This is a genomic window from Mesorhizobium sp. M1D.F.Ca.ET.231.01.1.1 (assembly GCF_003999155.2).
Taxonomy (GTDB): domain Bacteria; phylum Pseudomonadota; class Alphaproteobacteria; order Rhizobiales; family Rhizobiaceae; genus Mesorhizobium.
Map to the genome: position 1 here is coordinate 1 of NZ_RZOZ02000071.1, position 419 is coordinate 419.

At 68.3% G+C, this 419-nt stretch carries 1 protein-coding gene; it reads right to left on the minus strand.

Going from position 1 to position 419, the window contains the following annotated elements; translation table 11 throughout:
• Window positions 1–419, minus strand: a 419-nt coding sequence (locus EN874_RS32315) for a laccase domain-containing protein (RefSeq protein ID WP_245516218.1), incomplete at both ends; no start/stop codon positions are given.

A 419-nucleotide genomic window follows, 5' to 3' on the forward strand; every position in this document is an offset into this window, starting at 1 on the left:
ATGTCGATGGCACCCTTATCGAATTCGCTGCACGACCGGATGCCGTGCAGCTCCTGCCGGATGTGCGTGAAGCCATCGGCCGCATCAGTGACATCGAGCACGCCGGTGAAAGCGCCTTTCCAGCCGGCATGCGCCGCGCCGATGATGCGCGCGCCGGCATCCGCGAACAGAACCGGGCCGCAATCGGCGGTCGAGGCGCCGATGGCGATGCCGGGCCGGTCGGTGACGATGGCATCGGCCTTGGGCCGCTCGCCCGCGAATGGTTCCCTGGCGATGACGACGTCGGGCGAATGGATCTGCCAGGCGGTCAGGAGATGGCTTGCGGGCACGCCCATCCAGGCGGCGACACGGGCCCGGTTCTCGGCCACCAGCGCCTGGTCGTCATCCGACCCGGTGCCGATGTTGAGGCCCTGGTAGAT